Genomic DNA, 23,242 nt, shown 5'->3' on the forward strand with positions numbered 1-23,242 from the left:
TGGGAGAAGAGAGATAAAATTTCGACAAAACTAACTTTTCACTTATAACCATAGTAAACATGGTCTTAATGACCAGGTTTTACTTTTATGTGCAGAATTGTTCTGACAGTTTAATAGGGGGTAATATTCATGACAAAGAACGACGTATATCAAGCGCGTAAGTCTTTTGAAATTGAAGGGCAACGCTACAACTACTACAGCCTAGACGCTATTGAAAAAGCAGGGGACGGCAAAGTATCACGCCTTCCATATTCTATTAAAGTACTACTTGAAGCGGTACTTCGCCAAGTAGACGGAAGAGTAATTACAAAAGAACATGTTGCAAACCTTGCTAAATGGGGAACAAGCGAGCAACAAGATATAGATGTTCCATTCAAACCTTCACGTGTCATCCTACAAGATTTCACTGGTGTACCAGTTGTTGTAGATTTAGCTTCTCTACGTAATGCATTCGCTGCACTTGGTGGAGATCCTGATAAAATCAACCCTGAAATTCCAGTTGATCTTGTAATTGACCACTCTGTACAAGTTGATAGAGCAGGTACAGCTGATTCTCTTGATGCCAATATGGATCTTGAATTTGAACGTAATGCAGAGCGTTACCAGTTCCTAAGCTGGGCTCAAAAATCATTCAATAACTACCGTGCTGTTCCACCAGCAACTGGTATCGTTCACCAAGTAAACCTTGAGTTCCTTGCGAACGTAGTTCACGCTGTTGAAACTCCAAATGGAGATTGTGAAGTATTCCCTGACTCTGTATTCGGTACGGATTCACATACTACAATGATCAATGGTATTGGTGTTCTTGGATGGGGCGTTGGTGGTATTGAAGCTGAAGCAGGTATGCTTGGACAGCCATCTTACTTCCCAGTTCCAAAAGTAGTGGGAGTAAAACTAACTGGTCAACTTCCTAACGGAACAACGGCTACTGACCTTGCATTGAAAGTGACTCAAGTTCTTCGTGCACATGGCGTAGTTGGTAAATTCGTTGAGTTCTACGGACCTGGAGTAGGATATCTTCCACTTGCTGATCGTGCAACAATCGCTAACATGGCTCCTGAATACGGCGCTACAGTTGGATTCTTCCCGGTTGATGCTGAAGCAATCGATTACATGCGCTTAACAGGCCGCGATGAAAAACAAATCAAAGTGGTTGAAACATACTGCAAAGAAAATGGATTGTTCTATTCTCCTGAAAACGAAGACCCAGCATACAATGATGTTGTGGAAATCGACCTTTCAGCAATTGAGCCAAACCTTTCAGGACCTAAACGTCCGCAAGATTTGATTCCACTTTCTCAAATGAAGCAATCTTTCCATGATGCAATCAATGCACCTATGGGTAACCAAGGTTTCGGCATGACTGAAGCTGAATTGGATAAAGAAGTAACAGTTAAATTTGCTAATGGCAATGAAACTACTATGAAAACAGGCGCGATCGCAATTGCTGCAATCACAAGCTGTACAAATACTTCTAACCCATACGTAATGCTTGGAGCAGGTCTTATTGCTAAAAAAGCTGTTGAAAAAGGTTTGACTGTTCCTGAATATGTTAAAACATCATTAGCACCAGGTTCTAAAGTTGTTACTGGTTACCTTCGTGATGCAGGTCTTCAACCATACTTGGATCAATTAGGATTCAACATCGTTGGGTACGGATGTACAACATGTATCGGTAACTCAGGTCCATTAGCAGACGAAATCGAAGCAGCAGTTGCTGAAGCAGATCTTCTTGTAACATCTGTACTTTCAGGTAACCGTAACTTCGAAGGCCGTATTCACCCATTAGTGAAAGCAAACTACCTTGCTTCTCCAACATTGGTTGTTGCATATGCACTTGCTGGTACAGTGGACTTCGATCTTAACAACGATTCTCTTGGTAAAGATAAAGACGGTAACGATGTATACCTTGCTGATATCTGGCCTTCACAAGAAGAAGTTAACGCTGCTGTTAAAGCAACAGTTACACCGGAATTATTCCGTAAAGAATACGAAACTGTATTCAACGATAACAAACGTTGGAATGAAATTGAAACAAGTAACGAAGCAATCTATGCTTTCGATTCTAAATCAACTTACATTCAAAATCCTCCATTCTTTGAAGGATTATCAACAGAACCAGGTTCAGTTAACCCGCTTACAGGTTTACGCGTAGTTGGTAAATTCGGCGATTCAGTAACGACTGACCACATTTCTCCTGCAGGTGCCATCGGTAAAGATACACCAGCTGGTATCTACCTACGTGAAAATGGAGTAAAACCACGTGACTTTAACTCTTATGGTTCTCGTCGTGGTAACCATGAAGCGATGATGCGTGGAACATTCGCTAACATCCGTATCCGTAACCAAGTTGCTCCAGGTACAGAAGGTGGTTACACTACTTACTGGCCAACAGGCGATGTAATGGCTATCTATGATGCATGTATGAAATACAAAGCTGATGGTACAGGTCTTGCTGTCATTGCTGGTAAAGATTACGGTATGGGAAGTTCTCGTGACTGGGCTGCAAAAGGTACTAACCTCCTAGGCATTAAAACAGTCATCGCGGAAAGCTTTGAGCGTATTCACCGTTCTAACCTTGCATTGATGGGTGTTCTTCCTCTTCAATTCAAAGAAGGAGAAAATGCTGAGACTCTTGGCTTAACTGGTAAAGAAGCAATTGCCGTTAAAATCGACGAAACAGTTAAACCTCGTGACATCGTAACTGTTACAGCTACTGATGAAGCTGGAAACGTAAAAGAGTTTGATGTATTGGTTCGTTTTGATTCTGAAATCGAAATCGACTACTACCGTCATGGTGGTATTCTTCAAATGGTATTACGTAATAAACTAAAAGGTTAATTTAACTTTGAGAGACGCCAAACCTGTATGTCAGGTTTGGCGTTTTTTTGTGTCGATATTATGAAATCTAAGTATTTATTAAGGGAATTTGGTTTATCACTTTTCTGGGTGTGTTTTTCTTGATAAGATGTAAGAGGTTGACAGAGATGGATATGTTCTATTTCTTGTTGGGAAAGAATATTTTTATTGTATAGGATTAGGGGGACGGGGTTATGCTGAAAAAAATTATTGCCTCTGTTGTCTTACTGTCGCTAATTACGGTGGCAATCGTACAAGCAATGGATAATAAGCCTGAACCAAAAGATGATAGCGATTCAATCGGTGGATTGAAGATTGGAGCTAAAGCACCTGACTTCACTCTAGAGACATTGGATGGGAAACAGGTGAATTTATCTGATTACAAAGGAAAAAAAGTGCTGTTGAATTTCTGGGCAACATGGTGTCCACCTTGTAAAAAGGAAATGCCGGACATGGAAAAATACTCAAAGAAGTCTGGTGAAGATGTTGTCATATTGGGTGTGAACATTGATCCAGAAAATGACGTACAGGCCTTTGTAGATGAAAATGGTATAACATTTACGATTCCCTTGGACAGCCAGAGTGCAAAACGGCCGGTAAATGAACTATATAAAGTTATGGCCATTCCAACTACATACTTCATTGACAGTGAAGGCATTATCCGAAATAAAGTGGTTAAAGCTATGCAGTTCAATGAAATGGAACAAAATATCAATAGCATGAAATGAAGGGATCAATAAAGGAAGTGTCTAATTTTGGGTCTTAAAAGTAATCTAATTATTTCTCCATTAAATCATGACTTAATAGAGGATATCAATATGACAAATGAATACTTTTCGTTAAATGGCAGAGTTGTCCCTAGTTTAGAATCAGGAAGATGGTCTTATAAAGAAGTTCTTTTTGATGAAACTAAGGAAACGCGTTTTCCAGATGACGAACTCGATTGGAGCCAATATATAAACCGAGAGGATAAATCTCTGTTTTTAGCTTATATGAATGATACTTGCATAGGACAAATTAGAATCATTAAGGATTGGAATCGCTTCTGTTATATTGAAAACATTGCTACTAAAAAAGCTTATAGAGGCAGTGGAGTCGGAAAATTGCTCTTAAATAAAGCAGAAGAGTGGGCAAAACAAAGAAATCTAATAGGAATGTCGTTGGAAACACAAGATGATAATCTTGGTGCATGCAGATTTTATGTAAAACAAGGATTCTTACTAGGTGGAGTTGACACACTAAAGCAGTCATATAATCCTAATATTGAAACAACTTTATACTGGTATAAGTTATTTAAGTAACAGTGGCGTTAGAGGTATAAGTAATACAGTCGTTCCAACATAGGAATGGCTGTTTTTTTATACCTCACTAAAAAAATTGACGGTAATACTAATTGAATTTTGGTACTTTTATCTCAGTTGTTGAAAATTAAAATAGCTAATTATGCAAATTTAATATTAACCTGCTTGTATAGTCATAATTTTACGTTAATTTGGAAATAATGGAATATACACTATATATTAAGAAGGTGAAAATATGAAGAAAAGAAAACGATCCTTTGAGGAACTGATCAATGAAAATAAAAAGGAATTGTTAATGGACACCAAGCTAATGGAGAGACTAGAAGAACGACTTGAACAAAAACATATGCAAAAGGCTGAATAAAATCATAAGGGCATGAAGAAAGGGCTGGCGATGAATATTTCATTGTGGGCTTTTTTTACATGCGAAGAGGTTAACACATTTAAATCTGGATTCTAAAAAAACAATCAAAAACTGGAACTCATTAATTTCATTATTAAAACCATCCTAAAAAAAGGAGGCGATATATAATGAGTAATCCCAAAAAAGATTCAAAACACTTTAGACCGAGCCATCTGGGTACACAACCGAGAACAGGTGGAGGAAATAAAGGGAAGCAAATGCAAGATACTTCAGGAAAGCATGCCCAAGTCATTCAAACTAAAGGTGAGTAAGAAAGATTTTATGTATTTAAAGTCTAGGTGGAGAAGGGCGTTTTCTTTCTCTACCTTTTCTGTTTCAATAACAGATTATGAATGGAGACTCTATTCTTTAAAGGTATTCTGAAATTATGATAAGATGATGACAGTGCAATTGAAAAGAAAGTGGGGAAACAAAAATGTTGATAGCAGAAAATGAAATAGAGGTTCGTTATGCTGAAACGGACCAAATGGGAGTCGTATATCATGCTAATTACTTTGTATGGATGGAACTTGGAAGGACAAAATTAATTAATGATTTAGGATTCCGTTATGCGGATATGGAGGCGGAGAACATCCTTTCCCCCGTAATGGATATACAGGCTTCTTACAAAATTCCCGTGCGTTACGGTGATAAGGTACTTATCAAGACATGGATTGAAGAATATGATGGTCTCCGTGTCGTTTATGGATATGAAATCCTGAACCACGATAATAAAGTGGCGGCAACCGGCCAATCTATGCATGTTTGCGTTAAGAAGGAAAACTTTAAACCTGTATCCATCAGAAGACTATTCCCAGCGTGGCATGCAGCCTATGAAAAAAATAAAAAGTGATATCTACGTTACATAACCGAGGTGATAAATATGGCGTTCGGAATTAAGCGGGTAGACGTTATTAACTGGAAACGTCAAATTGACCAAGGGAAAATTGCGTTTTTAACTCACTATTGGCTTGATGATCGTTTTCCTGATTGCAAGACAGTGACGAAAGTCGGCTGTAAGGATTTGAACCGTCTAGCTGAGTGGGGATATAAATATGGTTTGAGAAAAGAATGGATACATCACAGGAAGGATGGCTATTCACATTTTGACCTATTGGGGGATCGGGAAAGAGACATTCTTAAAGCTGAAGGTATTAACGAAAGATTAATTAAGTAAAAGGGGAAACAAGGGAAACTGACAGCAGCAGGGAATCCTGCTGCATGGTCAAGCTCCTTTTTTATATACAAATTCAGGTTCAGCAGTTTTCTCATTGAAGTTAATCAGTAAATCATGTCCATCGAAAAACCAAGTATCTTTTTCTTCTACATAGAAGGTGATTGATCCCATTGTATGTGAAGCTGCTATGGCTTCAGGTTCTTCCTGAATGATGCCCAATGAAAATCCACTTTGAATAGTACTTACCCCTCCATATCGTGCATGGAAACGAAGATAAGCTCCTTCAGATAATTCTAACTCATCGATATACCAGTTGGCAGCCCGGTCGGAAATTTGTAGTTTCAATAAGTCAACCTCCTCCCTTTTTAATTGAACATGTTTATTATAAGATAATTATAGTATAGATGCGAGTAAAGTATGTTGCGGAGGAAAATCAGAAATGAATATACCCTATACGATTTGTTTTATTAAACGAGTAAAATCAGGAAGAGTCGAAATTCTTATGCTTTTGCGTAATAAAGAACCTAATAAACATAAATGGAATGGCGTTGGTGGGAAAATTGAGGAAGGGGAGACCATAGATGACTCGATGGCTCGAGAAATAATTGAAGAAACAGGATTAAAAGTGAATAATATGTGTTTCCGTGGTATCGTAACATGGAACGAGACGAGTGGAATGTACGTTTATCGGGCTGAAGACACAGGTGGAGAACTCATAGCTTGTGATGAAGGTGAACTTGCCTGGAAGCCCTATGAGTGGGTGATGGAGAGTGATGAAGTTGTGTCGAATATTAAATATTATTTAAATGATATTTTATTTGAGCAGTCTTTATACGAATTTGCTTTGACTTATGAAAATGAACGACTACTTTCATTTGAAAAAAAATCTTTACCTGGCAATTATAGATTACTACCTACTAAATGAATTTTCCTGTACATATGTAATGAAAAAAATAAGGGTAAGAATTTCTAACCACATGGGAGTTAAGGTTGCAAAGAAAAGAGAGATGAAAAAACGACGCTTTTCATATAGGGATGTATTGTCCAGAGGTGATTATATAATGGATATTGGTAAAGATGGCATGCTTTCAAATGCAAAAAGAAAGCATGCCTAAATCGTACCTGTTATTTTTCCTAAAGCTTTTCTTACTGACCTGCTATTTTTTGTTATCTTTTTCTTCGGCCTCAGCTAGTTTCTGTAACAAGATGGGTGTAGGCATATGCATAATTTGCTCTAAAGGTAGGTTAAGAGTCTTAGATAACTTTATCGCGGTTTCTGATGAGATTTGTAAAGGCTTCACGGCTTCTCTCCTAATCTTCTATTTAAATGGTAAAAAAGTGATGAAAAGCCCATCCAATGGGCTTTTTCTCCTGCTGAATTATAGCCATTTCACTTTCGGTTCCGTCTTATCAATAATTCGTTTAATGTTGGCACGATGACGGTAAAAAATGAAAACGGTCAGTATACCGATCACGATGATAAGCGCCCAATCGCCGAAATGAAATACTAGGCTGTATATGAGGGCCAGTAGGCAAGCAATCATTGATGATAGTGATACATATTTGGTTATGTATAAGGATATAAAAAATATGAGAACGGCAAAGAGAAAAAATATAGGTTCATAAGCCAGTATGACACCAGCTGATGTTGCTACTGCTTTTCCACCCCGGAAATTCGCAAAGATGGGAAACATATGACCGATTACTGCAAAAATTCCAGCTAGCAATTTAGGCATATCCGCATCTAGGAAGAATGGAAGGAGCGTGGCTAATGTGCCTTTAAGTATATCCATGGATGTTACGGTCAGCCCAGCCTTGATACCAAGCGTTCTGAAGGTGTTCGTGCCACCTAAGTTTTTACTACCATGCTCCCGAATATCAATTTTGTAAAAGGTTTTTCCAATTATCAAACCTGATGGAATCGATCCGATTAAGTAGGCAGCTAGAATAATGATGAGTGTAAGCATTCTATAACCCTTTCTTAAAGAAGAATATTCATATTTTATCGTGCATGAACAGGCTGAAAGTGAAAGAAGGACCAAATCAGCCTCAAATACCTGATAAGTTTATCTTATTGTAACATTTTCATGATAAAATGGCATGGCTGTCTGTAAAAATCCTTATGAATTTTTTTGATGGATCTTTGAATTCAATGATTTGAAAGGTTTATATGAGGGGTTTATCGTTAATATAAGAAAAGAAATGTGTACGTCCATCGGACAACCGATCCTTTAAGTTTGAAATGAAAATAATCGAAGAATTATCTGTTAGGTAAGAAGGAATTTTTGTATAATGGTTTTCTTAATAATGGTATTAAACAGCTTTTCTTTGTAAAATATTCTTAATAAGACAAAACTATTCATAACTATTGCATTTTATTATAAAGGAGACTGATAAAAGTGATTGAAAATCCAAGTAGAGAAGAAATGGGCCAGATGTTGAAAAAGGCGAAACGGATTGCTGTTGTAGGACTATCAAATAATCCTGACCGTACTTCTTATATGGTTACTAAAGCTATGCAGGATAATGGATATGACATCATTCCGGTCAATCCAGCCGTATCCGAAGTTCTGGGTGTTAAAGCTGTTGCTTCTTTAAAAGATATTGATGGACATGTCGATATCGTCAATGTTTTCCGCCGGTCTGAATTCCTACCGGAGATTGCCAAGGATTTCGCAGAAATTGATGCGGATATATTTTGGGCACAACTTGGGGTAGAAAACGAAGAAGCGTATAATTTTCTTAAAGAAAAAGGTTATACTGTAATCATGAATCGTTGTATAAAAGTTGAACATGCTCTTACAAAGTAAATGTTAAGAGCGGATTTTCCGCTCTTTTTTTATGTGTTGGGAATTTTATTTTCATAAAATATACATAGCTTGTTCCCAAAATAAAAGATAGCATATCAATCAAAGTACATATAAAATTTAAGAGAAATAGTAAAACGCTATTTGCCAAATGAAAAATTACGGCTACAATTAGAACGGAAGATAAGATGGTTTCACATTAAAACGAACATGACAAATTCTGATTAAGAGTGTTAACGTTTAATAAAGGGACGAAAAAATAGAACACTTGTTCTTTCTGTTCGGAACCATTATACTTTATGAAAGGTATCGAACAATAAAATATTTGATTTTAGGTAAAGAGTCATTTCATTGCAGTATGATTTGGCCCGGAAATTGTGTTTAGTAAGGAAAGGGGAATTTCTGTGGCAAAGAAAGTAAAAACAATCGAGTACAATGATGATGCAATTCAGGTACTGGAAGGACTCGAAGCGGTCAGAAAACGTCCCGGTATGTATATCGGCAGTACGGATTCACGTGGACTTCATCATTTAGTGTATGAGATTGTAGATAACTCCGTAGATGAGGCTTTGGCTGGTTATGGAGACCACATTTGTGTGAAAATACATAAAGATAATAGTGTTAGCGTAACGGATAAAGGTCGTGGGATGCCTACAGGTATGCATAAAATGGGCAAACCGACTCCTGAAGTCATTTTAACGATTCTTCACGCCGGAGGTAAATTTGGACAAGGTGGGTATAAAACGAGCGGAGGACTGCACGGAGTTGGTGCATCAGTTGTAAATGCCTTGTCTGAATGGCTCGTTGTGACCATTAAACGAGAAGGTTTTATCTATGAACAACGCTTTTTCAACGGAGGTAAGCCTGAAACCACTTTAGAGAAAATAGGCAAGACCAATCAATCCGGAACGAAAATCCATTTCAAACCGGATCCGAAAATATTTTCAGTTACCACTTTTAATTATGATACCCTCTGTGAAAGACTTCGCGAATCAGCTTTTCTTTTAAAGGGCATGAAAATAGAGTTAATAGACGAACGTAAAAATGAGCAAGAGATATTCCATTATGAAACGGGAATAGAAGCATTTGTGGAATATTTAAATGAGGAAAAAGAAACGCTCCATAATGTTGTCAGTTTAGAGGGAGAACAGAATGGGATAGAGGTAGACCTGGCTTTCCAATTTAATGATGGATATTCAGAAAATATTCTTAGCTTTGTCAATAATGTGCGGACTAAGGATGGTGGTACCCACGAAATTGGTGCTAAGACGGCTATGACGCGTTCATTTAATGATTACGCAAGAAAGATGGGTCTGTTAAAGGAAAAAGATAAGAATCTCGAAGGTTCTGATATCCGAGAAGGCTTATCTTCGGTAATTTCCGTCCGTATTCCTGAAGAGCTCCTGCAATTTGAAGGACAGACTAAAAGCAAGCTTGGCACAAGTGAGGCCCGCTCTGCTGTTGATTCAATCGTATCCGAGCATTTAGCTTACTTTTTTGAAGAAGACCCTACTACGACTACACTCTTGGTGAAAAAATCAATTAAAGCTTTCCAAGCCCGCGAAGCGGCACGTAAAGCACGAGAAGATGCTAGGAGCGGAAAAAAACGAAAAAAATCAGATGGTAATCTTTCCGGTAAGTTGACGCCAGCTCAATCGAAAAATCCTGAGAGAAATGAGTTATACCTTGTAGAAGGGGACTCTGCAGGAGGATCGGCGAAACAAGGTAGAGATCGTCGTTTTCAAGCGGTGTTACCGTTGAGGGGTAAAGTCATCAATACGGAAAAAGCCAAACTTGCCGATATCTTTAAAAATGAAGAAATAAATACGATTATTCATGCCATTGGCGCAGGTGTCGGAGCGGAATTCAATACGCCAGATACCAACTATGATAAAGTCATTATCATGACAGATGCCGATACGGATGGTGCTCATATTCAAGTTTTACTGCTTACATTCTTTTACCGCTATATGAAGCCTTTAATTGAGGCTGGAAAGGTATTTATTGCCTTACCACCTTTATATAAAGTTAGTAAAGGAACGGGGAAGAAAGAAGTTATAGAGTATGCCTGGAGTGATGACGAACTACAGGGTGCAATCGATAAAATAGGTAGAGGCTATATGATCCAACGCTATAAGGGCTTGGGTGAGATGAATGCCGATCAGTTATGGGATACGACCATGAACCCGGAAACAAGGACATTGATTCGTGTTAAGATCGATGATGGTGCCAGGGCAGAAAGACGTGTGACAACGTTAATGGGTGATAAAGTGGAGCCACGGCGTAAATGGATTGAAGCTAATGTCGCTTTTGGTCTCGAAGAGGAATCGAATATTTTAGATAATGAAAATATGTCGATTGAAGAGGAGGTCAATAACGATGGTATTTGAAGAGACATTTCGTGATTTGCCGCTAGAAGAGGTTATTGGAGACCGCTTCGGGCGTTATAGTAAGTATATAATTCAGGACCGTGCACTACCAGATGCAAGAGATGGACTGAAACCGGTTCAACGCAGGATTCTATATGCGATGCATGTAGAAGGAAATACCCAAGAAAAAGGTTTTAGAAAATCAGCCAAAACAGTAGGAAATGTTATTGGTAACTATCATCCGCATGGCGATTCCTCAGTTTATGAGGCCATGGTCCGAATGAGCCAGGACTGGAAGCTACGGAAGGTCATGGTCCAGATGCATGGAAACAACGGTAGCATCGATGGAGATCCACCGGCAGCAATGCGTTATACGGAAGCAAGGCTTTCGGCAATTGCCTCCGAGATGCTCCGGGATATAGATAAGCGGACTGTAGATTTTGTCTCGAATTTTGACGATACATCTGAAGAACCGATCGTATTGCCGGCCATGTTTCCTAACTTGCTCGTAAATGGTTCAACAGGTATATCCGCAGGTTATGCAACGGAAATTCCTCCTCATCAATTAGGAGAGGTCATTGACGCTGCCATTATGAGGATTGATAACCCTAAAGCGACAGTCGAGGAATTAATGACAGTTATTAAAGGTCCCGATTTCCCAACAGGGGGTATCATTCAAGGAATCGAAGGCATTCGTAAAGCCTATGAAACAGGCAAAGGTAAAATCATTGTACGAGGCTTGGCCGAAGTGGAGACGATTCGTGGTGGGAAGCAACAAATTGTCGTCACGGAAATCCCTTACGAAGTCAATAAGGCGAATCTTGTAAAGAAAATAGATGAGTTCCGCCTTGATCGTAAAATTGAGGGAATTGCGGAGGTTCGTGATGAAACCGATCGTACAGGACTTCGTATCGTTATTGAATTGAAAAAAGAAGCAGATGCCAATGGTGTCTTGCATTATTTATATAAAAATTCTGATCTTCAAGTGTCTTATAATTTTAATATGGTTGCGATTTATAAAAAGCGGCCGACATTGATGAGCTTGCCTAAAATGCTTGATGCTTATATTGATCATCGTAAAGAAGTCATAATAAACCGTTCCCGTTATGAACTTCAGAAAGCGCATGATAGGGCTCATATAGTAGACGGCTTAATAAAGGCATTGTCCATTTTAGATGAGGTCATCGCCGTTATCCGGGCTTCAAAAGACAAAAGAGATGCTAAAGATAATTTAATTTCTAAGTTTGGATTTACTGAAGCTCAGGCTGAAGCAATCGTATCCTTGCAGCTCTACCGTTTGACGAACACGGATATTACAGCTCTTAAAGCTGAAGCTGCTGAGTTAAACAGTAAAATTGAGGAATTGACTAAAATTCTAGGTAGCGAAAAGGTTCTATTGCAAGTAATTAAAAAGGAATTACGATTTATAAAAAAAGGGTATGATGACGGCCGACGTTCTAAAATTGAGAATGAGATTGAAGAAATTAAAATCAATCTAGAAGTCTTGATAGCGAGTGAGGACGTGGTGGTCACTGTAACGAAAGAAGGCTATGTCAAGCGTACATCGATTCGATCATATACAGCTTCCGGAGGGCTTGATTTTGGCATGAAAGATTCAGATCGCATGCTACAGAAGTTGGAAATGAATACGACAGAGGTGTTGCTGTTATTCACTTCCAAAGGGAATTTCCTGTATTGTCCAGTCCATCAGCTTCCGGATATTCGTTGGAAGGAAACGGGTCAACATATTGCTAATATCATCCCAATAGATCGGAATGAGCAAATCATTAAAGCCATTCCAATCAAAGATTTCAATCAACCAGAATTTTTAGTGTTCGTAACGAAAAACGGTATGGTGAAAAAGACTGAACTCTCTTGCTATAAAGCACAGCGTCATTCGAAAACTCTGGTAGGCATTAATCTAAAGGGTGACGATGAATTGGTGGATGTCCACCATACAAATGGCCAGGCTGAGCTGTTCTTAGTAACCCATAATGGCTACGGTTTATGGTTTGATGAAGATGAAGTGAGTATTGTTGGTATACGTGCCGCTGGTGTGAAGGGAATTAATTTAAAAGAAGATGACTTTGTCATTGGCGGTAAGGTATTAGCCAAGGATAGTAAGGAATCCATTTTTATAGTGACTCAGCGTGGAGCCATTAAGAAAATGAAATTGACGGAATTCGAAAAAACAAGCCGGGCAAAACGCGGCGTCGTAGTATTAAGGGAACTCAAATCAAATCCACATCGTGTCATCGGTTTTGATACAATCAATAAAACCGATAGTTTGTTCATTCTTTCTGAAAAGGGGAAGGTTGAAACCGTTCATGCTGCAACACTGAAAAATCATGATCGTTATACGAATGGATCCTTTATATTTGATGAAACGGAAAGCGGAAAAGCGAAAGAATTATGGAAGATTTCACTAGATGATGAATCTGTTAAAGATTCGTAAATCCTATCTTCACATAAAGGGATGCTGAATACAGTCAGCATCCCTTTTCTTAGTAACAACCCGTATGGCTAATAGCTCCTCTTGGCAGATATTCCGTGTAATGCCTTGACGAAAATGGTGGATTTTCAGCTGAATTCACTGTGTGAGCCGTCGAAGAACGAAGAGTCGGGATCATTAGTGTTGAAGAGTAAATACCCATGTACCTCCAGAGAAATCGACAATCCTTACCAAGAAGGAATTGGTACATTTTAGATTTATTAGTATCTTTAATACTTTACCTTGCGAAAATTCTAGAAATACTGTACTCTTATATTTGCTATGACAAAATGAATATTTCTTACTTCTTATCAAGAGAGACTGAGGGACTGGCCCGAAGATGTCTCGGCAACAGACTTAATGTAGAGTGCTGTGCCAAATCCAGCAGGCGATTGACCTGAAAGATAAGAAGAGTGTTTTATAGATTAAAAGACCTCTTCTTGTAATAAAACGGAAGAGGTCTTTTTGTATTCATAGGATATGAATTTGTTACTATTTCATAATCATCCCTATATATAAAATGAAGGGATGCCGCAAATTTAAAGAGTACAGAAAGAGTATTTCCATAACCATGTAAAAATAATAAAGAGGTGTACATCATGAGTTTAAACAACAAAGGGAATCCATGGGCTTTAACGCCGTTCATCGTTTTTTTGATATTATTTATAGGTTCTGGTGTTATTACTAGGGACTTTTACACATTTCCAGTAATTGTCGCCATTGCCATTGCTTCTGCTGCGGCACTGGCAATGAATCGAAAGGAATCGTTTAATCAAAAAGTAGAAATCTTTTGTAAAGGTGCAGGCGATTCAAATATCATGTTAATGGTTCTCATATTCCTATTGGCTGGGGCTTTTTCGGAAGTGGCCAATGGGATGGGTGCAGTAGAATCTACGGTGAATCTTGCTCTATCGGTTGTTCCGCAAAATCTATTAATGGTGGGGTTATTTATTATCGCCTGCTTTATCTCTTTATCTATGGGGACAAGTATGGGAACGATAGTAGCTTTAGCACCAATTGGAGTAGGAATTAGTGAACAAACGGATATTTCAGTTGCCCTATCCATGGCTGCGATCATTGGTGGGTCAATGTTCGGTGATAATCTTTCTTTTATTTCGGATACGACTATAGCAGCCGTCCGTACACAGGGAACGAAAATGAAAGACAAATTCAAAGTGAACTTTTTTATTGTTTTACCTGCTGCGATTATCACATGTGTTATCCTTGGTTTTCTGACGATGGGTGAACAAGCTACAATTTCTGGGGAAGCTTACAGTTGGATCAAAATTTTGCCTTATCTTTGTGTTCTAGTGGCAGCATTGGCCGGAATCAATGTATTCTTGGTTCTCTCTATCGGCATTGTCTTTGCTGGAATAATTGGTTTAGCGGATGGCAGTTATCATGCATTGGTAGTTATTCAAAAAATAGGAGATGGAATGGCTGGGATGTATGAAATCTCCTTCTTAGCAATTTTGATTGCAGGCATGGTTTCAGTCATCAAACATAACGGGGGTATAGATTATTTACTGAACCTCGTAACGAGAAAGAGCAAATCAAAAAAAAGTGCAGAGTTCAGCATCGCAGGATTGGTTGCTTTAACGAACCTTTCAACAGCAAATAATACAATTTCCATCATCATTGCTGGGCCACTCGCAAGAAATATTGCCGAAAAGTTTGGTATAGATCCACGGAAATCTGCCAGCTTGCTCGATGTTTTCGCTTGTAGTATTCAAGGATTATTGCCATACGGTGCACAACTACTTTTAGCGGCCGGTGTCGCACATATATCTCCTATCAGTATCCTACCCTATTCATTCTACCCAGTCTTGATTGGGATTTCAGGAATCATAGCCATTTTAATAGGTTTTCCTCGATTCTCGAAGAGGAAATAAAAATAGTATGGTTGGAAGAGTATCGATAAATCATGAATGTTACCCTGGAGCATGGTCTCCAGGGCTTTTTTTTAGAGTAAGTGATTTAGAATGGAAAGTGTGGATGAAACTTTAATTATTATAATATTCCAAAAAAACTAATATATACCTTCAATAATATTAAAATAGTATAATTAAATACTATATATGGGGTCACCCTTATTATTAAGTGTTTACTATTTTATAAAAGCGGGAACTTTAAAAGTATTGTATTGAAATAATTAGAGGTGGGTTCGTTTAAAAATGGAGATATTAGAAAAGTTTATTACAGAAACAAATGATTTATTATGGTCATCCATATTGATTATTTTATTAATTGGGATGGGCATTTATTTTTCTGTTCGGACTAAGTTCGTTCAATTTAGAATGATAAAAGAAATGATAAAACTTTTAGGGGAAGGGGCTACAGCGGACAAGAAAGGTGTATCATCGTTTCAGGCTTTTTGCATCAGTACGGCTTCTCGGGTAGGAACTGGTAATCTGGCAGGTGTGGCAATAGCCATCACAACCGGTGGTCCGGGAGCTGTCTTCTGGATGTGGTTAATTGCATTGATTGGATCTGCTTCTGCTTTCATTGAAAGTACTCTCGCACAAATTTATAAAGTCAAGGACGGCGAAGCTTTTCGTGGTGGTCCAGCTTATTATATGGAAAAAGCATTAAATGCACGCTGGATGGGTATCACGTTTGCAGTTTTAATTTCATTGACGTTTGGACTTGCTTTCAATTCTGTACAGGCCAATACAATTTCAAGCGCATTCAATGCCTCCTTTGGAATTGATAAATGGGTTACAGGACTCATCTTAGCTATTGTTACAGCTGTCATTATTTTTGGTGGGATTAAAATGGTTGCTAAAATTTCTGAAGTTATCGTACCGTTCATGGCTGGAGCTTATGTGTTAATAGCTTTAGGTGTCATTGTATTGAATATCACTGAGTTACCTAGTGTTATAGCTTTAATCTTTGAAAGTGCATTTGATGGATTAAGGGAAATAGCCAGTGGTGCACTGGGGGCGGCCCTGATGAACGGGATTAAGCGCGGTTTATTTTCAAATGAGGCAGGGATGGGGAGTGCACCTAATGCTGGTGCAACTGCAGATGTCACCCACCCGGTAAAACAGGGTCTCATCCAGTCTCTTGGCGTTTTTGTGGATACCCTTATTATTTGTAGTTCGACCGCCTTTATCATTTTATTTTCTGGGCTGTATACATCTAAAGAAACAGACGGTATCGTTCTCACACAAAATGCTCTAAGCGAGAATTTAGGTTCATGGGCTGGTGTCTTTCTTGCCATTATCCTACTCTTATTTGCCTTTAGTTCCATTGTTGGAAACTATTATTATGGAGAATCCAATATCAGTTTTATTAATGAAAAAAGAACTTGGATAAATATTTATCGAGCAGCAGTCGTTGGAATGGTCATATTCGGATCTATGGCTTCACTCGAGTTCGTATGGAATTTAGCAGATTTGCTGATGGGGTCCATGGCCATCATAAACTTGATTGCGATAGCTTTACTCGGGAAAATAGCTTTTGCAGCACTTGGCGATTATCAAAAACAAAAGAAGGATGGCAAAAATCCTGTTTTCCATGTAAATAATATTAAGGGATTAAAAAATGTAGAATGCTGGGGGGACCCAACTGATCATGTGGAAGGTTCGAGTAAAAAGGATATAAAATAAAAAGGAAGAATATGAATAATGATGACCTCGATTTTTGTCGAGGTCTTTTTTTTGGTTAGGTTATCTGAAAAATGATACTTTCTGGATGTCAGTGTTTTAGAGAGGGTTTGATGCTAATAAAAAGGTAATTAACTAATCCTGCTCAGTACTGATATTTTAAGAGGATGGTGAAGTTAATTAGATTTTTTGTAGGAATAAGTTCCTTTTTGAAAAATGGTAATATATAATATTGTTGGAAAATGTCGGCATTAAAGGATATCTTTAATTCTGCAATTGAGATACTATAATATTATATGATTCTACTAATTTTTTGAAAATAAATTGCACCCTTGTAGGTTTTTGGTGTTCAACTAAGTGAGTGGGGGAATAAAAATGAGTATAATCCTCGATAAGGAAAAAGTAGAAAACTCTGCACAAATGGAAGATGCAATTTTGATAGGGAGATTTCAAAATGGTGATGATGAGGCGCTAAATCATTTAATTATAAAATATAAAGGCCTTGTCAAAACGAAAGCTATGAAATACTTTCTGACAGGTGGAGATAAGGAAGATGTTTTTCAAGAAGGCATGATTGGATTGTATAAGGCTATTCGCGATTATAGGGATTGTAAGAATTCGGCCTCCTTTAAATCATTTGCAGAACTGTGCATTACTAGACAAATTATAACAGCAGTCAAAGCGGCCACTCGTCAAAAACATTCTCCATTAAATACCTATGTTTCCTTGTTCAGACCTATTTATCAAGGAGATTCCGAACAAGCACTCATAGATGTTGTTCCTGAACAAAAGCAAATGGATCCAGTTTCCATCTTAATAGGATTGGAAGAATTCAGCGAAATAGAGCTGAAATTAGCAGAACTCCTAAGTGAATTAGAAAGTACAGTTGTTGATTTATATATGGGAGGGCAAACCTATTTAGAAATTTCTCGAGAGTTGAATGTTCAGGTGAAGACAATAGATAATGCACTCCAAAGGGTTAAAAAGAAGTTGGATAAGTATCTGGAATCACGACTGATGGTTGATTAATTCTTCCTTCGTTATCTTAGAGAATCATACTTGAAAGTGGAGTGTTTATGCGTAAGGTTAAAACGGTAAAAATAGATGGTGAAAATGTTTTTATGTTTAATAGTGCAATATATATCTTCGAGGCAGAATCAAGGTATACATTGGAACTAGATATGGTTGTAAGCGAAATCGTTCTGAAAAAATATGGCAAGCTGGAAAATCTATTTATAGAAGTCGAATTGGAAGATGGTGAAGTTATCAGTACGATTATGCATCTTCGTGGTCTCGTGGGGGGTGGATTGCCGCAACTTAACCTATTTTGCGAGATGTATGATTTAGGGGACTATGGTGATATTCAGATAGTAAATGAAAATGATGTTTCCTTCCCTAATATAGAAGAGGGCATTACCCTAGAAGAAATAAGAAAAGTGGAAATGCCAAATGAAAAAATTAATCTTAAGCTTCATTTACCAATAGATCAAACTGAATGGCTAGCTAAACAAGGAAAAAATCTAAATGGAATAATGTTAGAAGCGATATACGACTACTGGAAAAAAGAAAACTTAAAATAAAAAATAAGGGGGGACCATATATGTTTAAAGAAGGTGGATCCCCAATCACTGAATTTATTAGATGGTGTCCCGACTGTAGTAAATATGTGCTCGTGAATAATCCGGTAATGGGAAGATACCGAAGGCACTAATTGGACTATATTCCGACAAGTATATTACTGAAAAAATGGTAGATTAGTCGGTTGCAAATGGCTCTTTTAAGGGTTTAATTCAGCAGAAATTGAAAAGTCTCTGCACAGATGGTCACAGGTAAATTGTCAAAATATCCTCTATGGTACATCTAGTCATTAACCATATATTTTTACAATAATCGTAAATATTTTTAGTGTAAAACACTCTACAGTAAGGATTATTTATGAGGGGTATAAATATTGTTTCCAGGAAGGTTCTTGATAATATTCCAGGATTCTATAGCGTCTTTTTTACTTTTCCCTTTATTCTTAGGGTCTGAAAAGTAGTCGTGGGTGAATTGATTATATTCAAATTGTGGAGCGATTTTTTTCTATATCCGGGCTCTTTTTTACATTCTTCTTCTATATTCCAAGCATCTAAAACATCACGTTATGTTTTTCCTACATTATTTTTAAAATAGTTCTGAATATGGATGGAAAAATGGAATGATGGACCGATAGTTGTTTTGAAAAACGCTCGAACATCTTGACTACAACGATGATGTTCCACAATTACTGTATCAAGACTCAATTTTCTTTGTTGTGTTTTATTATTCGAATGTACTATGGGAAGTCTGGGCGGCTTTTTTATCTCTCCTGTTTCAAGAAAAGTTTCTATTCTAGTTGATAATTCAATTTTAGATCCAACTGCGCTTATTCCGTTATCTCGACAAAACTGCTGAAGTTCTTTTTTTAACCAATAAAAATCCTTATATTCATGAACTCCTGTATGTTTGGAGAGAAAAGGCCTCATTGATAACCTCCTGAATTTTCTTGATATTTAAATTATAGAACATTTGTTCTTAATATGCAATATTATGATAACCAATGAAAATTTATTACTTTGCCAACACCGTTCCAAGAGAACGGTGTTATTTTTCGTTTTTTTTTGAAATATAGCATATAGTGTATGTCACTCAAAAAGAATTTTTGCAAGAGTCCAAACAAACTTTCTTATTAAACGCTCAATGAGTATTTGAAAATTAACCTCGCCAGAATAATCATTTAAACATCATAAACGATAGCTAAATTAAATAGTTATCCCAGAATAAACCTCGCTAGAATATATGTATATGGACAAAACCCGAAAAACCCGTTAGTAAACAAATAAAAATTTAATGGATGGTTTGTGGGATTTTATTAAATATTTTCCTTTTTGATGGAGAAGCTAACAAGAATAAATCAGGTTAGAAAGGAAAAACGTATGGATCACTTACAAATGGCACGAGCGATGTTTGGTACTAATATGGGTGTACATATTATATTTGCTACTTTAGGTGTAGGAATACCTATGATGATGTTGGCTGCTGAATTAATGTACCAACGGACGAAAGATTTGCAATATGTGGTCATGGCTAAACGCTGGACTAAAACGTTAGGGATTTTGTTAGGAGTAGGAATCCCTACAGGTACAATTGCCGGTGTACAGCTTTCACTTTTATGGCCTGGATTTATGGAGGTGATTGGGCGAGTTATGGCCCTTCCATTCCAAATTGAGATTTATGCTTTTATGGTTGAAGCATTATTCATGTCCATCTATGTGTATGCTGCTGAAAAAATAAGGCCTTGGGCTCGAATCCTAAGTTTATCCTTGGTCGCTTTTGGGGCTTTGGCATCAGCCGTGTTAATTGCGAACGTCCATGCTTTCGAGGGGACACCCGCTGGTTTTAGATTTGAGAATGGTGAAATTGTAGATGTGGATCCGTGGGCGGCTTTTTTCAATCCTAGTTTTTTGGTGACGGCAGGCCATACGGCAGTAACTGCATATACAACAGGAGCCTTTGCCATAGCAGCTGTTGCCGGCTACAAAATGCTCAAAAATAAGTATGGTTCATCGGAGTACAATTTTCACCAAAAGGCTTTAAAGTTAAGTATCGTGCTGGGGCTGATCTTTTCAATTTTAACAGCACTCAACGGTCACTCGACCACACAGCATTTATACCGGGAACAACCGGAAAAATTAGCTGCAGCAGAAGGTCTATTCGAAACGAAAGATCATGCAGGGCTCACATTGTTCGGATGGACAGACCGAGAAGATAGGGAAGTGAAATACGGAATTGAATTTCCTTGGGTGTTGAGCGTTTTGTCCGGGAATAGTTTTGATACCGTAGTTACCGGTTTGAATGATTTTCCCGAAGAGTATTGGCCGCCGCTTTATGTCCACACGCTGTTCAATGCAATGGTGATCATCGGGACAGCATTAATTGGATTATCCTTATTCGCATTAGCGTGGAATAAGGTATTTAAGAAAGATAGATATCCAAAGTGGCTTTTATGGCTATTTGTGGCATCTGGTCCGTTGGCGGTCCTTTCGATTGAATGTGGTTGGATATTCGCTTGTACGGGCAGACAGCCATGGACAATTTATCGAATGCTTACGACGGCTGATTCCGTAACTACTTATGAAAATCTAGGGTATCTCTTCACATTATTCATTATCGTTTACATCATTTTATGTGTATCTGTTGTATTTACACTTATCTATTATTTCAAGCGTCATTCTGTAACGGAAGATATTTTCAAGGCTGAACAGAAGGACGTTCAATTATTCGACTCTAATTCATAGAAAAAAGGGGGAAAGGTGAATGAATGATGCACTTCAGGCTATCACGCTTGTTTGGGGCTTTATTTTCTTATATGCAATCATGGCATCTATGGACTTTGGAGCAGGTTTTTGGGCGATGATTTATATCAAGAAAGAACATACGAATGCCACGAAAATCGCGAATAGTTATTTATCCCCGACATGGGAAGTAACGAATACATTCGTAGTGGGACTTGTCGTTGCCATATACAGTCTATTTCCAGGAGCGGTATTTTCAATTGGAGTAGCTTTAATCGTCCCAGCCAGTTTAATCTTGCTTCTTCTATGTATCAGAAGTGCTTTTCTTGTCTTCTCTCACAGTTTGGACAAGTATGAGAAGGTTTTGACTTATATATCAGGGATAACGGGCCTGATTATTCCTGGTCTATTGATTAGTGTTTTACCCATAACCCATCTTGGGTTCCTCGAGGTTATGGGAGGAAACGAAGAACTTAATTTAGGTAAACTTTTCACTAGCCCGAATGAATATGCCTTTTTGGGATTTGGAATTTTGAGTACGTTATTTCTTTCATCGTTACTACTTTCCGATTATTCAAAGCAGGCGGATGAACTAAAATCGTACAAAGTATATCGTCGAGATGCGATGATAACTGGTCCGCTCATGTTAGTAATGGCGTTTCTCGTGATGCTTACACTGAAAAAAGAAGCAGCATGGATCTATGAGGGAATGATGGAGAACTCTACACTTTTATTCCTATCGCTTATCTTTTTTATCATTAGCGGCGTAGCCCTTTTCCTTCCCTACTTTTCGAAGCGAGAGGTTAAAGGAATGCCAAGGCTCGCCGTAATAGCGATCATTATCCAATATATGATAGGTAGCTATGTGTATGGAGTCGCACACTTACCGTATATAATTTATCCGAACGTCAAGATTTTTGAAGCTTTTACCGACCCGAATTCATTCAGGGCAGTATTCGCTACATATATTGTCGGCTTTGCAATCTTGGTTCCCGGCTTTTATTACTTCTGGTCTATTTTCATGAAAGACCAACGTAGAAAGCTCAAAAAACGGAACATGTCCAATTAGTTAATAGAAAAAAGAGAGGGTATAGCCATGAATAAGTTAGCCTTACTAAAATACACGGTATTAGTACTTTCCATTTTTTTAAGCTATCAAGCGGTCGAAGCACATGATAAAAGTTTTCCAGAGGATGGAACCTATATTTCATCCAAAAGAGATGTCACGGGTGATCAAAAAATTGATATCATTCAGGTTCAAGGAACACCATATAATAAAGAAAGCAAGTTCCTAAAGGCAATCGAGTTGCGCGTGGAAAGTAACCGCCAATCTATTAATGTACCACTGGAATCCGGTTATAAGCCGGAACTGGCGCTTGCTGATTTGAATAAAGATGGGATTCAGGATGTATTGGTCACTGTTTTGACGGAAGGAATAGAACGTACGCTTAGCAGTTATGCTTATACTTTCAAAGGTGGAAAGGTCAAGGATCTGGAGGTTCCTCCGTCCGTACCTGTGACTGCTCAATTTCTAGACGGGTACAAAGCGGAAGTCCAGATTGAAGGGAAAAAGCCAATCGTTGTGGATGTTAGTTCCAGAAAGCAAGACTATGAAGAATTGGGAATATATCAGAATGGTAAGTTGAATGAATCTACTGAACTGTTGGTCAATTCATACACTTCTTTGAAACCGAAGACCCTTTTTGGAAAGGGGAAGGGACTAGCAGGTGTTCAATATGTAATGGGTAGCAACGAACGAGATCCATTGTTGGAAATTAAATCGTTCTGGTCTTTCAATCATGGCTGGGATCTAATTAAAACCGATGTCAAACCGGTTAAGAACAAGTAGGATGTTCACCAGAAATGGGCAGCCATCATAGGATAGGGTAAACGGTAATTTTCAAAAGGAGTATG

22 protein-coding genes, 1 pseudogene and 1 riboswitch are annotated in these 23,242 nt (G+C 38.0%); of the genes and pseudogenes, 19 read left to right on the forward strand and 4 right to left on the reverse strand.

Features of this window, described 5'->3' with window-relative positions:
• Positions 1-129: 129 nt before the first annotated feature.
• The 7 genes from acnA to ACQKL5_RS20635 all read left to right on the forward strand — a co-directional run bounded on the left by acnA (position 130) and on the right by ACQKL5_RS20635 (position 5,740).
• The gene (acnA, locus tag ACQKL5_RS20605) at positions 130-2,841 is read left to right on the forward strand and encodes an aconitate hydratase AcnA (RefSeq protein WP_427610708.1); all 2,712 of its coding nucleotides are present in this window, start codon (positions 130-132) and stop codon (positions 2,839-2,841) included.
• Between the two features lie 212 nt (positions 2,842-3,053).
• On the forward strand, positions 3,054-3,587 hold the full coding sequence (locus tag ACQKL5_RS20610; protein ID WP_427610709.1) for a TlpA disulfide reductase family protein: 534 nt from the start codon (positions 3,054-3,056) through the stop codon (positions 3,585-3,587).
• 27 nt (positions 3,588-3,614) lie between these two features.
• The gene (locus tag ACQKL5_RS20615) at positions 3,615-4,160 is read left to right on the forward strand and encodes a GNAT family N-acetyltransferase (protein WP_427610710.1); all 546 of its coding nucleotides are present in this window, start codon (positions 3,615-3,617) and stop codon (positions 4,158-4,160) included.
• Positions 4,161-4,395: 235 nt separating this feature from the next.
• Positions 4,396-4,524: an FbpB family small basic protein gene (locus ACQKL5_RS20620; RefSeq protein ID WP_402872652.1), complete on the forward strand. Its 129-nt coding sequence runs from the start codon at positions 4,396-4,398 to the stop codon at positions 4,522-4,524.
• A gap of 167 nt (positions 4,525-4,691) precedes the next feature.
• Complete coding sequence (locus ACQKL5_RS20625; protein ID WP_427610711.1) at positions 4,692-4,835, forward strand: acid-soluble spore protein N; 144 nt, start codon at positions 4,692-4,694, stop codon at positions 4,833-4,835.
• A 164-nt stretch (positions 4,836-4,999) separates the two neighbouring features.
• Positions 5,000-5,416 (forward strand): acyl-CoA thioesterase, encoded by a 417-nt coding sequence (locus ACQKL5_RS20630; protein WP_427610712.1) that lies wholly within the window; start codon positions 5,000-5,002, stop codon positions 5,414-5,416.
• A gap of 30 nt (positions 5,417-5,446) precedes the next feature.
• Positions 5,447-5,740, forward strand: a complete 294-nt coding sequence (locus tag ACQKL5_RS20635) for a hypothetical protein (RefSeq protein ID WP_427610713.1) — start codon at positions 5,447-5,449, stop codon at positions 5,738-5,740.
• Positions 5,741-5,788: 48 nt separating this feature from the next.
• Here the strand turns inward: ACQKL5_RS20635 and ACQKL5_RS20640 are convergent, their stop codons facing one another.
• Complete coding sequence (locus ACQKL5_RS20640; RefSeq protein ID WP_427610714.1) at positions 5,789-6,085, reverse strand: HesB/YadR/YfhF family protein; 297 nt, start codon at positions 6,083-6,085, stop codon at positions 5,789-5,791.
• 94 nt (positions 6,086-6,179) lie between these two features.
• On the opposite strand from ACQKL5_RS20640, the gene ACQKL5_RS20645 reads away from it, so the two are divergent.
• Together ACQKL5_RS20645 and ACQKL5_RS20650 are read left to right on the forward strand one after the other, a co-directional pair.
• Positions 6,180-6,665 (forward strand): NUDIX hydrolase, encoded by a 486-nt coding sequence (locus tag ACQKL5_RS20645; RefSeq protein ID WP_427610715.1) that lies wholly within the window; start codon positions 6,180-6,182, stop codon positions 6,663-6,665.
• A 19-nt stretch (positions 6,666-6,684) separates the two neighbouring features.
• Entirely contained in the window at positions 6,685-6,855 is a 171-nt protein-coding gene (locus ACQKL5_RS20650; protein WP_427610716.1) for a hypothetical protein, read from the forward strand.
• Between the two features lie 42 nt (positions 6,856-6,897).
• On the opposite strand, the gene ACQKL5_RS20655 is transcribed toward ACQKL5_RS20650, so the two are convergent.
• Positions 6,898-7,041, reverse strand: coding sequence for a YycC family protein (locus ACQKL5_RS20655; RefSeq protein WP_427610717.1), 144 nt, complete (start codon positions 7,039-7,041; stop codon positions 6,898-6,900).
• A 78-nt stretch (positions 7,042-7,119) separates the two neighbouring features.
• On the reverse strand, positions 7,120-7,707 hold the full coding sequence (gene plsY, locus ACQKL5_RS20660; RefSeq protein WP_427610718.1) for a glycerol-3-phosphate 1-O-acyltransferase PlsY: 588 nt from the start codon (positions 7,705-7,707) through the stop codon (positions 7,120-7,122).
• A 459-nt stretch (positions 7,708-8,166) separates the two neighbouring features.
• Here plsY and ACQKL5_RS20665 point away from each other — a divergent pair, with 459 nt between their 5' ends.
• The 7 genes from ACQKL5_RS20665 (at position 8,167) to ACQKL5_RS20695 (ending at position 18,595) form a co-directional block, all read left to right on the forward strand.
• On the forward strand, positions 8,167-8,550 hold the full coding sequence (locus ACQKL5_RS20665; RefSeq protein WP_427610739.1) for a CoA-binding protein: 384 nt from the start codon (positions 8,167-8,169) through the stop codon (positions 8,548-8,550).
• A 401-nt stretch (positions 8,551-8,951) separates the two neighbouring features.
• Complete coding sequence (parE, locus tag ACQKL5_RS20670) at positions 8,952-10,937, forward strand: DNA topoisomerase IV subunit B (RefSeq protein WP_427610719.1); 1,986 nt, start codon at positions 8,952-8,954, stop codon at positions 10,935-10,937.
• Positions 10,927-13,371, forward strand: coding sequence for a DNA topoisomerase IV subunit A (parC, locus tag ACQKL5_RS20675; RefSeq protein WP_427610720.1), 2,445 nt, complete (start codon positions 10,927-10,929; stop codon positions 13,369-13,371). The genes parE and parC overlap by 11 nt, the downstream gene beginning before the upstream one ends.
• Positions 13,372-13,712: 341 nt before the next feature.
• A riboswitch (SAM riboswitch) is annotated at positions 13,713-13,818 on the forward strand.
• Between the two features lie 188 nt (positions 13,819-14,006).
• Positions 14,007-15,299 (forward strand): Na+/H+ antiporter NhaC family protein, encoded by a 1,293-nt coding sequence (locus ACQKL5_RS20680; protein WP_427610721.1) that lies wholly within the window; start codon positions 14,007-14,009, stop codon positions 15,297-15,299.
• 282 nt (positions 15,300-15,581) lie between these two features.
• Complete coding sequence (locus tag ACQKL5_RS20685; protein WP_427610722.1) at positions 15,582-17,018, forward strand: alanine/glycine:cation symporter family protein; 1,437 nt, start codon at positions 15,582-15,584, stop codon at positions 17,016-17,018.
• 372 nt (positions 17,019-17,390) lie between these two features.
• Complete coding sequence (sigH, locus tag ACQKL5_RS20690) at positions 17,391-18,044, forward strand: RNA polymerase sporulation sigma factor SigH (protein ID WP_427610723.1); 654 nt, start codon at positions 17,391-17,393, stop codon at positions 18,042-18,044.
• A gap of 47 nt (positions 18,045-18,091) precedes the next feature.
• Positions 18,092-18,595: a hypothetical protein gene (locus tag ACQKL5_RS20695; protein ID WP_427610724.1), complete on the forward strand. Its 504-nt coding sequence runs from the start codon at positions 18,092-18,094 to the stop codon at positions 18,593-18,595.
• Between the two features lie 349 nt (positions 18,596-18,944).
• Here the strand turns inward: ACQKL5_RS20695 and ACQKL5_RS20700 are convergent.
• Positions 18,945-19,519 (reverse strand): annotated as a pseudogene (locus ACQKL5_RS20700) (DUF6434 domain-containing protein).
• A gap of 450 nt (positions 19,520-19,969) precedes the next feature.
• Here ACQKL5_RS20700 and ACQKL5_RS20705 point away from each other — a divergent pair.
• The 3 genes from ACQKL5_RS20705 to ACQKL5_RS20715 are packed head-to-tail and all read left to right on the forward strand — an operon-like array spanning position 19,970 to position 23,177.
• Positions 19,970-21,331, forward strand: coding sequence for a cytochrome ubiquinol oxidase subunit I (locus tag ACQKL5_RS20705; protein ID WP_427610725.1), 1,362 nt, complete (start codon positions 19,970-19,972; stop codon positions 21,329-21,331).
• 19 nt (positions 21,332-21,350) lie between these two features.
• Positions 21,351-22,397 carry a cytochrome d ubiquinol oxidase subunit II gene (locus tag ACQKL5_RS20710; RefSeq protein WP_427610726.1) on the forward strand — a complete coding sequence of 349 codons (1,047 nt, stop codon included), beginning with the start codon at positions 21,351-21,353 and terminating at the stop codon, positions 22,395-22,397.
• 27 nt (positions 22,398-22,424) lie between these two features.
• The gene (locus tag ACQKL5_RS20715; RefSeq protein ID WP_427610727.1) at positions 22,425-23,177 is read left to right on the forward strand and encodes a hypothetical protein; all 753 of its coding nucleotides are present in this window, start codon (positions 22,425-22,427) and stop codon (positions 23,175-23,177) included.
• Positions 23,178-23,242: the final 65 nt, after the last annotated feature.

It is taken from the genome of Peribacillus sp. NPDC097675, assembly GCF_050277655.1.
GTDB lineage: Bacteria > Bacillota > Bacilli > Bacillales > DSM-1321 > Peribacillus.